Source organism: Dyella sp. ASV21, assembly GCF_016428975.1.
In the GTDB taxonomy this organism is placed as follows: domain Bacteria; phylum Pseudomonadota; class Gammaproteobacteria; order Xanthomonadales; family Rhodanobacteraceae; genus Dyella.
Genome location: NZ_JAELTT010000112.1, coordinates 1 through 7,899, shown reverse-complemented (window position 1 = coordinate 7,899; position 7,899 = coordinate 1). Strand labels below are relative to the sequence as shown.

Below are 7,899 nucleotides of genomic sequence, written 5' to 3'. Positions count from 1 at the left end.
CGACCAAGGGCACACCGCTCGCTGGTGTGACGTCGGGTGTGCTGCAGCCGGTCGATGGCACGCTGCATACGGTGGCAACCACGTTGTCGAATCCTGCCTCGGGTCTCGGCGGTGTGCTGGGTGGCGGTGCCGGTGGCGCAACGTCCAGCCTGCCGGCCACGGTGGATGGTGTAATGGGTGCGGTGACCGGCGTGGTTGCTGGTGCGACCAAGGGCACACCGCTCGCTGGTGTGACGTCGGGTGTGCTGCAGCCGGTGTCGAGCACGGTTCACAACGTGGTCTCCAGCGTGGCGGGTTCGGGTTCGGGTTCGGGTTCGGGTGCGGGCGGCTTGCTGGGAGGTGGCAGCAGCTCATCGCTGCAGCCGGTGACGCAGGATCTGGGGCAGGTTCTGGCCGACACCAACAAGGCGTTGGGCAACGTGTTGTCCTCGCCGCTCGGCAACGGCGTACCCACGGCGGTGGGTCAAGGCGGCGGTGTCGGCGCCGTGGTGAGCGATCTTCTCAACACCGTGGCCGATACGGCCAACAGCGTCCCCGGCGTGCAGTTGGGTAGCACGGGCAACGGGGCGAGCTCGGGCCAGAACCTGCTCGGTGTGCTGCCGGGTGCATCGGGTCTGGTCAATGGTCTGGTACCAGGCCTCGCCGGTGCATTGGGCGGCAAGACGGCTTCTTCGCCGGCAACGTCGCCTGCGACCAGCCCCGCTTCGCCGCAGACCGTTCCGGTGGTGCCGCCGCCGTCGGCCACGCCCACGGGCCTTATCGTCGGCAATGGCGGCGTGGTGGGTACGGCCTCGCAGTTGCTCGGTTCTTCCAGCAACAGCCTGTTCAACAACACCAATGGCTATGTCACCAACGGTGGCTTGCAGGTGAATGCGGCCAACTTCACCCAGGGCTATTCGGTGGTGAGCGTGGCGGGTATTCCCACGGTCAATCTCACCCCGGTCGGTACGGTACTCACCACGGTGGGCGGCACCACACTCGGCAGCACGGGCAGCAATTCGCATCTGACACTGATTGGTGCGGTGACGTCCGACAGCTACATCACCAACGTCAACAATGGTGCGGCGGGTGGCATTGCCGGTCTGCTGCTACCCAATGGCGCGCCCGCCTGGTCCTCCACCTGCGCCAATGTGCTCGGTGTGGTCAAGGCCTCGTGCTGGGCAGTGAATGCCGCGCAGGACTACCAGGTGCTGATGGGTGATGGCGCCACCGCCAACGGCTCGAAGGAAGTGGTGATCGGCACCAATGCCAACCACACGCTGCCGGCCGTCACCGCCGCCAGTGCGTTCCCGGGCGCGGGCGCCAATGATCCCAACGATCCGAGCGGTGTACCGACGGCCGACTATCAGGCGCGCCTTGGCCACTCCGTGGTGATCGGCGATAGCGCCTCCGGCACGGCCAACGCGCAGACCATCATCGGCGCACAGGCTACTTCGAGCGTCGCCAACAGCGTGGCGCTGGGTTATGCGTCTTCCGCCACGCGCGGTGCACAGAGCAACTACACCGCGTTCGGGCTGACGGGCATGCAGAACTCGGCCGGTGAAGTGTCGGTGGGTTCTGCCGGTCAGGAGCGCCAGATCACCAACGTGGCAGCGGGCAGCGCGCCCACCGATGCGGTGAACATGGCGCAGTTGCAGGGCGTGGTAGTAAACATGGGCGATGCGGTGCAGTACGACGACACCACGCATGCCACGGTTACCTTCGCCGGAACCAACAGTACCGACGGCGGCGCGACCAACGGCACCACGCTGGCCAACCTGCACCAGGGGGCCATCAATGCCACCAGCACGCAGGCCATCAACGGCGCGCAGATGTGGTATTGGACGCAGGACACCTCCAACGTCTACAGCAACTACAGCCTCTACAACGCCATTAAGAACATCACCCCGGGCGGTGGCACCGTCAACAACAATGGCGGCCCGGTGAAGTACTTCAACGTGAACTCCACCCTGGGTGACTCCTCGGCGACCGGTACCAATAGCATCGCCATTGGCCCGACGGCGGTGGCGAGTGGCACCAACGCGGTAGTGATGGGTAACGGTGCGAGTGCGGCAGGCAGCAATGGCACCGCCATCGGTGGCGCTGCCTTCGCCGCCGGCCCCAACGACACCGCCATTGGCGGCAATGCCCAAGTGCATGCCGACGGCAGCGTCGCCTTGGGCGCCAACGCCACCATCGCCTCCACGGGCACCAACTCCGTCGCGGTGGGTGAAAGCGCTTCGGTGACGGCCGCCTCGGGCACCGCCGTGGGTCAGGGAGCATCGGCCACGGCAAGTGGATCGGTGGCGCTCGGTCAGGGTTCGGTGGCTGATCGTGCCAACGCGGTATCGGTGGGCACGGCCAGCAACACGCGTCAGATCATCAACGTGGCAGCAGGCACGCAGGGCACGGATGCGGTGAACTTGTCCCAGCTGCAGGCCAGCGTCGCTACGTCGCAGGCAGGCACCGTGCGCTATGACTCCAATTCGGATGGCAGCGTCAACTACGGCAGCGTCACGCTGGGCAACGGCAACGCCGGCACGGCGATCCACAACGTGGCCAATGGCGTGGCTACCAGCGACGCGGCGAATGTGGGCCAATTGAATGCGGGTATCCAGCAGGCACAGAACTGGGCAGCCGGCTACACCGACCAGCGCTTTGGGCAGTTGAGCGGCCAGATTCAGGACGTAAACAATCGTGCCAACGCGGGTGTGGCCGCTGGCATGGCGATGGCGGGCTTGCCGCAGGCGTATGAGCCGGGTCGAAGCATGGCGGCGGTATCCGCGGGTACGTTCCGTGGCGAGTCGAGCATGGCCATCGGTATCTCGACCATCTCGCAGGGCGGCCGGTGGGTCTACAAATTGAGCGGCAGCATTGACACACGCGGGGACGGCGGCGTGGCGATTGGTGCCGGCATGACGTGGTGAGCGCTCAGCGCTCATCACTCGGTCTTCGGACAACGATCAAGGGGAGTCGTCATGCACAAGTTCAATGCACATCGGTGGCTATTGCCCGCTCTCATAGCGGCCAGTGTCAGCCTGTTCGGTTGCAGCACCGCCGCCACGCGCGGCGATAACTCGGGCGCCCCGGTTTTTCCGGACCCGGCACGTTCCACCATGCCGGAGGGCGCATTCGTCAATGTGGAGAACCTGCGCAAGCTGGCGCCGGGCATGACCAAGCATCAGCTGTTTGACCTGCTGGGCGCGCCGCACTTCAGCGAGGGCGTGTTCGACGTGCCCAAGTGGAACTACATCCTGGCTTTTCGCACGGAGGACGGCCAATCGTTCAAGTGCCAGTTCCAGGTGCAGTTCGACGAGCACCACCTGGCCAAGGCGTATTACTGGAAGCCCGAATCGTGCAAGAGCCTGCTGGAGATACGCCAGCCGGCGCCGACGCCCACACCGCAGCCGCAGACGATGGAAACCATCAGCCTGTCGTCCGACGCGTTGTTCGGTTTCGACAGCGCCACGCTGACCGCCGAGGGCAAGCGCAACCTGGACGGATTGCTTGAACGCGTGCAGGCCGCCAGTCACATCCAGAACATCATGATTACCGGCTACACCGATCGCATCGGCAGCGAAGGCTACAACCAGGCGCTGTCGCGGCGACGCGCGGAGGCTGTGCGCGATTACCTCGCGGCGCATGGGGTGGCGGCAGCGGCGATGATCGTGGAGGGCCGTGGTCCGGCCGATCCGGTAGTGCAATGCAACGACAAAGCGCGCGATCGCCTGATTGCTTGCCTCGCCCCCAATCGCCGGGTGGAGCTGAAAGGCAGCGCGCGGACATCCTCCTGAGCCATGAAGCAGCGTCTGCCGTCATCGACACCGTGGTGGCTTAAGGACCCGGTGACCCCCGTGGCGCCCTCCCCCTAAGCGCCAAACACCACCATCACGGTGTCGTTGAGGGCAGATGCAAGTTGCACCTGGTTTTTATCCAAAGCACGACATCAGCAAGGCAGGAGCCTGTCGTCGTCGGCACCGTGGTGGCACAAGGAACCGGTGACCCCCGCGGCGCCATCCCCCTAGCGCCCACTACCGCCACGGTGCCGACTACGACAGGTTCGATATCCCCAAGACCACGGGGTTGTGCGTGGCCAAGACGACCATCCGCGAGGAGGAAGTCATCATGGAATCGATTTATGCCATCCGCCCCGGAGAAGGGCGCCAGTGGTGCATCACGCTGGGACGTCAGCTGGTGCGCAGCAAGCTCAGCCCAGCCGCCGCCATCCAGCTCGCGCGCCGCCTGGCACGCGAGCGCTATCAGCGCACCGGCGCCCCCGCGAGGGTGGAGTTCCTCGGCGGTGTGGCGCCTATCGTGCTGGGCATGTACGGCTTGCGTTGAACGCGGCTCAGGACGAGCTTCCGCCCAGGTAGTCGAGGGTGGCCTGCAGCATCGACTCCATGCCGATCTTCAGGGCGCCTTCGTCCATGAAGAACTTGGGTGAGTGGTTGGCCGGTGCCTTCAGCGCGTCCTGGCCTTGCGGCGTGGCGCCGACGAAGAAATACACGCTGGGTACTTCCTTGGCGAAATACGCGAAATCTTCCGACGCCATCCACGGCTTGGCTTCGATGGTGTGCTCGGCACCGATGGCTTTGCCGATGCTGCTGCGCACGCGCGCGGCGAGTGCCGGGTCGTTGACCAGCACCGGGTTGCTGTCGCCCACCGGAATCTGTGTTTCGACCGTGGCGCCATTGGCCGCCGCCACATGCTCGGCGATGCCCTTGAGGTTGTCGATGGCCTGTTGGCGCATGCCCGCGTCAAACGTACGCAAGGTGCCTTGCAACTCCACCTGGTCAGGCACGATGTTGTAGCGCGCGCCGCCTTCCACGATGCCGAAGCTGAGCACCGCGGGCAGCTCGCCGATATTGAGCTTGCGGCTGACGATGGTCTGTGCGGAGGTGATGATCTCCGCCGAGGTCACGATCGGGTCCACGCCGTTCCACGGCATCGCGCCATGGGTCTGGCGGCCGTGCACCACCAGCTTGAACCAGTCCGAGCCGGCCATGGTGGGGCCGGGTCGTAGCGCCACGGTGCCGACGTTGAGCGAGCTGACCACGTGCATGCCGAACATCGCGTCCGGCTTGAAGTCGCGGAACACGCCGTCCTTCAGCATCAGCGAAGCGCCGCCTTCCTCACCGGCGGGGGCGCCTTCTTCCGCTGGCTGAAACACGAACATTACTTCGCCGGGCAAATCCTTCTTCATGCCGGCCAGCACCGTCGCCAGGCCCAGCAGCATGGCGGTGTGCGCATCGTGGCCGCAGGCATGCATCACGCCGGTGGGCTTGCCGCGGTACTCGCCCTTGGCCTTGGACGCGAAGGGCAGGTCCACTTCCTCGGTAACCGGCAGCGCATCCATGTCGGCGCGAATGGCCAGCTTTGGCCCAGGCTTGCCACCTTTGAGGATACCGACCACGCCGGTATGGGCCACGCCGGTATGCACGTCGAGGCCCAGCTTTTTCAACTGCGCAGCCACCAGCGCGGCGGTGCGCGTTTCTCGATTGCTCAGCTCCGGGTGCTGATGGATATCACGCCGCCACGCGGTGACCTGGGGTAATTCACCCTGCACCAGCTGCGCGGTATCGGCGGCATGGGCGGAACCGGCGGCGAGAGTGGTCAGGGCGAGGGCGAGCACGGTGCGGCGCATGGTGGAATCTCCACGGATGGGACCTCGATCCTAGCGCTCATGCGCGCTGGTTTTGTAGCGGCGCAGGATGACCTCTACCAAAGTCGAGAGGGTCTTGGGTGGTGCGGGGCGAGTGCTATGCTCGGCTGCCGATCGACGAGGTGACCCGATGCGCGCGGCAAGCTATGTTCATGGTGTCAGTCCTCAGCCGTTGCTCGGCGACACCGTGGGGTCACTGCTGGATCGCATAGCCGCCACGCATCCGTTGCAGCCGGCCTTGGTGGTGCGCTCGCAGGGCGTGCGCTGGAACTATCGCGAGTTCCATGCGGAAGTGGAGCGGGTGGCCGCGGGCTTGCTGGCGTTGGGTATGCAGCGTGGTGAGCGCATCGGCATCTGGGCGCCCAATCGTGCGGAATGGGTCGTGTTGCAGTTTGCCGCGCCCAAGGCGGGGCTGATCCTGGTCAACATCAATCCGGCCTATCGGCGCCACGAGCTGGAGTTCGCGCTCAACAAGGTCGCCTGTCGCGCCCTGGTATTGCCGCGCCGCTTCAAGTCATCCCACTACCTGGACATGCTCCAAGAGCTGGCACCGGAACTCACCGCGTGCGCGCCGGGACAGCTGTTGGCCGAGCGCGTGCCGGCGTTGCGCGAAGTGATCCTGCTCGACGAGGAGGCCGTGCCGGGCACGCGTGCCTGGCATAGCATTGCCGAGCATGCGGACGATGCCGCCATCGCGCGGCTGCGCACTCAGCAGACGCAGTTGAGTTTCGATGATCCGGTGAATATCCAGTTCACCTCGGGTACCACGGGCGCACCGAAGGGCGCCACGCTCACGCATCACAACATCGTCAACAACGGCTATTTCATTGGCGAGGCCATGCGCCTCACCGAGCAGGATCGCCTGTGCATTCCGGTGCCGTTCTATCACTGCTTCGGCATGGTGCTGGGCAATCTGGCCTGTGTCACGCACGGTGCATGCATGGTGATACCGGGCGAAGGCTTCGAGGTCGTCGCCACGCTGGAAGCGGTGCAGGAGGAACGCTGCACCGGTCTGCATGGCGTGCCCACCATGTTCATTGCGGAGCTGGAGCACCCGGAGTTCCATCGTTTCGATCTCAGTTCGTTGCGCACCGGCATCATGGCCGGTTCGCCGTGCCCGATCGAAGTGATGCGTCGGGTGGTGAGCGACATGCATATGAGCGAAATCACCATCGCCTATGGCATGACGGAAACCAGCCCGGTGAGTTTCCAGACCACCCTGGACGATCCGCTCGAACGGCGCGTGGACAGCGTGGGACGCATCCACCCGCATGTGGAAGTAAAACTGGTGGATGAGCGCGGAAGCATCGTGCCGCGCGGCACGCCAGGTGAGTTGTGTACGCGTGGCTATTCGGTGATGTTGGGCTATTGGGAAGACGACGCGCGCACGCGCGAGACCATCGACGCGGCACGCTGGATGCACACCGGCGATCTGGCCGTGCTCGATGACGATGGCTACTGCACCATCGTCGGTCGACTCAAGGACATGATCATCCGTGGCGGCGAGAACGTTTATCCGCGCGAGATCGAAGAGTTTCTCTACACCCACCCCAAGGTGCAGGATGTGCAGGTGTTCGGCGTACCCGATGCCAGGTTCGGTGAGCAGGTATGTGCGTGGATTCGCCTGCGCGAAGGCTGCGAATGCAGCGAGGCGGAGATCCAGAGCTATTGCCGCCATCATCTGGCGTACTTCAAGGTGCCGCACTATGTGCGCTTCGTCGACGCGTTTCCGATGACCGTTACCGGGAAAGTGCAGAAGTACCTGATGCGCGAGGCGATGACCGCGGAACTGCATCAGGGCGCCACCGCGACACCCTGAGCGTTGGTTCTATCGCCAGCTTCGCGAGGGCAGCGCCGGGTGGCTGGCTAGCCAGCCGGCTACGTCCGCCGCGGGCATGGGGCGTGCAATATGGAAGCCCTGGGCTTCGTCGCATGCCATGCCGAGCACGCTGTCGTACAGCTGCCTGGTTTCCACGCCTTCCACCACCACGCGGAAGCCCAGGCTGCGCGCCAGCTCGGCTACCGAGCGCACGATGGCTTCGTCATGGCGGCTGGTGCCCATGCCGCGCACGAAGGATTGATCGATTTTCAGGCTGGTCGCGGGCATCTGCCGCAAGGTTGCCAGGTTGCTGTAGCCGGTGCCGAAATCGTCGATGGCAATGCCTGCGCCGAGCTGGCGCAAAGCGGTGAGGTGACGGCGGGTGGTGGCGCTGTGCTCCATCAGCGTGCTCTCGGTGAACTCCAGCTCCAGCGTATCC

General features: G+C 65.0%; 6 protein-coding genes. 4 read left to right on the top strand and 2 right to left on the bottom strand.

Annotation, left to right across the window (positions count from 1 at the left end; genetic code table 11):
• From JHD67_RS20430 to JHD67_RS20420, 3 genes are all read left to right on the top strand, one after another.
• On the top strand, nucleotides 1-2,906 hold a 2,906-nt coding region (locus JHD67_RS20430), incomplete at its 5' end, for a YadA-like family protein (RefSeq protein WP_199101006.1).
• 51 nt (nucleotides 2,907-2,957) lie between these two features.
• Complete coding sequence (locus JHD67_RS20425; RefSeq protein WP_199101005.1) at nucleotides 2,958-3,773, top strand: OmpA family protein; 816 nt, start codon at nucleotides 2,958-2,960, stop codon at nucleotides 3,771-3,773.
• A gap of 295 nt (nucleotides 3,774-4,068) precedes the next feature.
• Entirely contained in the window at nucleotides 4,069-4,320 is a 252-nt protein-coding gene (locus JHD67_RS20420) for a hypothetical protein (protein ID WP_199101004.1), read from the top strand.
• Nucleotides 4,321-4,327: 7 nt separating this feature from the next.
• Here JHD67_RS20420 and JHD67_RS20415 read toward each other — a convergent pair whose 3' ends face one another.
• On the bottom strand, nucleotides 4,328-5,623 hold the full coding sequence (locus JHD67_RS20415; protein ID WP_199101003.1) for an amidohydrolase: 1,296 nt from the start codon (nucleotides 5,621-5,623) through the stop codon (nucleotides 4,328-4,330).
• Between the two features lie 148 nt (nucleotides 5,624-5,771).
• On the opposite strand from JHD67_RS20415, the gene JHD67_RS20410 reads away from it, so the two are divergent.
• A complete protein-coding gene (locus tag JHD67_RS20410) occupies nucleotides 5,772-7,460 on the top strand; it encodes an AMP-binding protein (RefSeq protein WP_199101002.1) in 1,689 nt (562 codons plus the stop codon).
• Nucleotides 7,461-7,469: 9 nt separating this feature from the next.
• Here the strand turns inward: JHD67_RS20410 and JHD67_RS20405 are convergent.
• Nucleotides 7,470-7,899 (bottom strand): EAL domain-containing protein (locus tag JHD67_RS20405; protein ID WP_199101001.1); only part of this gene is annotated, 430 nt, incomplete at its 5' end.

Excerpts from the sequence above, each read along its gene's own strand:
- JHD67_RS20410 (WP_199101002.1), top strand. The coding sequence starts at position 5,772 with ATGCGCGCGGCAAGCTATGTTCATGGTGTCAGTCCTCAGCCGTTGCTC.
- JHD67_RS20415 (WP_199101003.1), bottom strand. The coding sequence starts at position 5,623 with ATGCGCCGCACCGTGCTCGCCCTCGCCCTGACCACTCTCGCCGCCGGT.
- JHD67_RS20425 (WP_199101005.1), top strand. The coding sequence starts at position 2,958 with ATGCACAAGTTCAATGCACATCGGTGGCTATTGCCCGCTCTCATAGCG.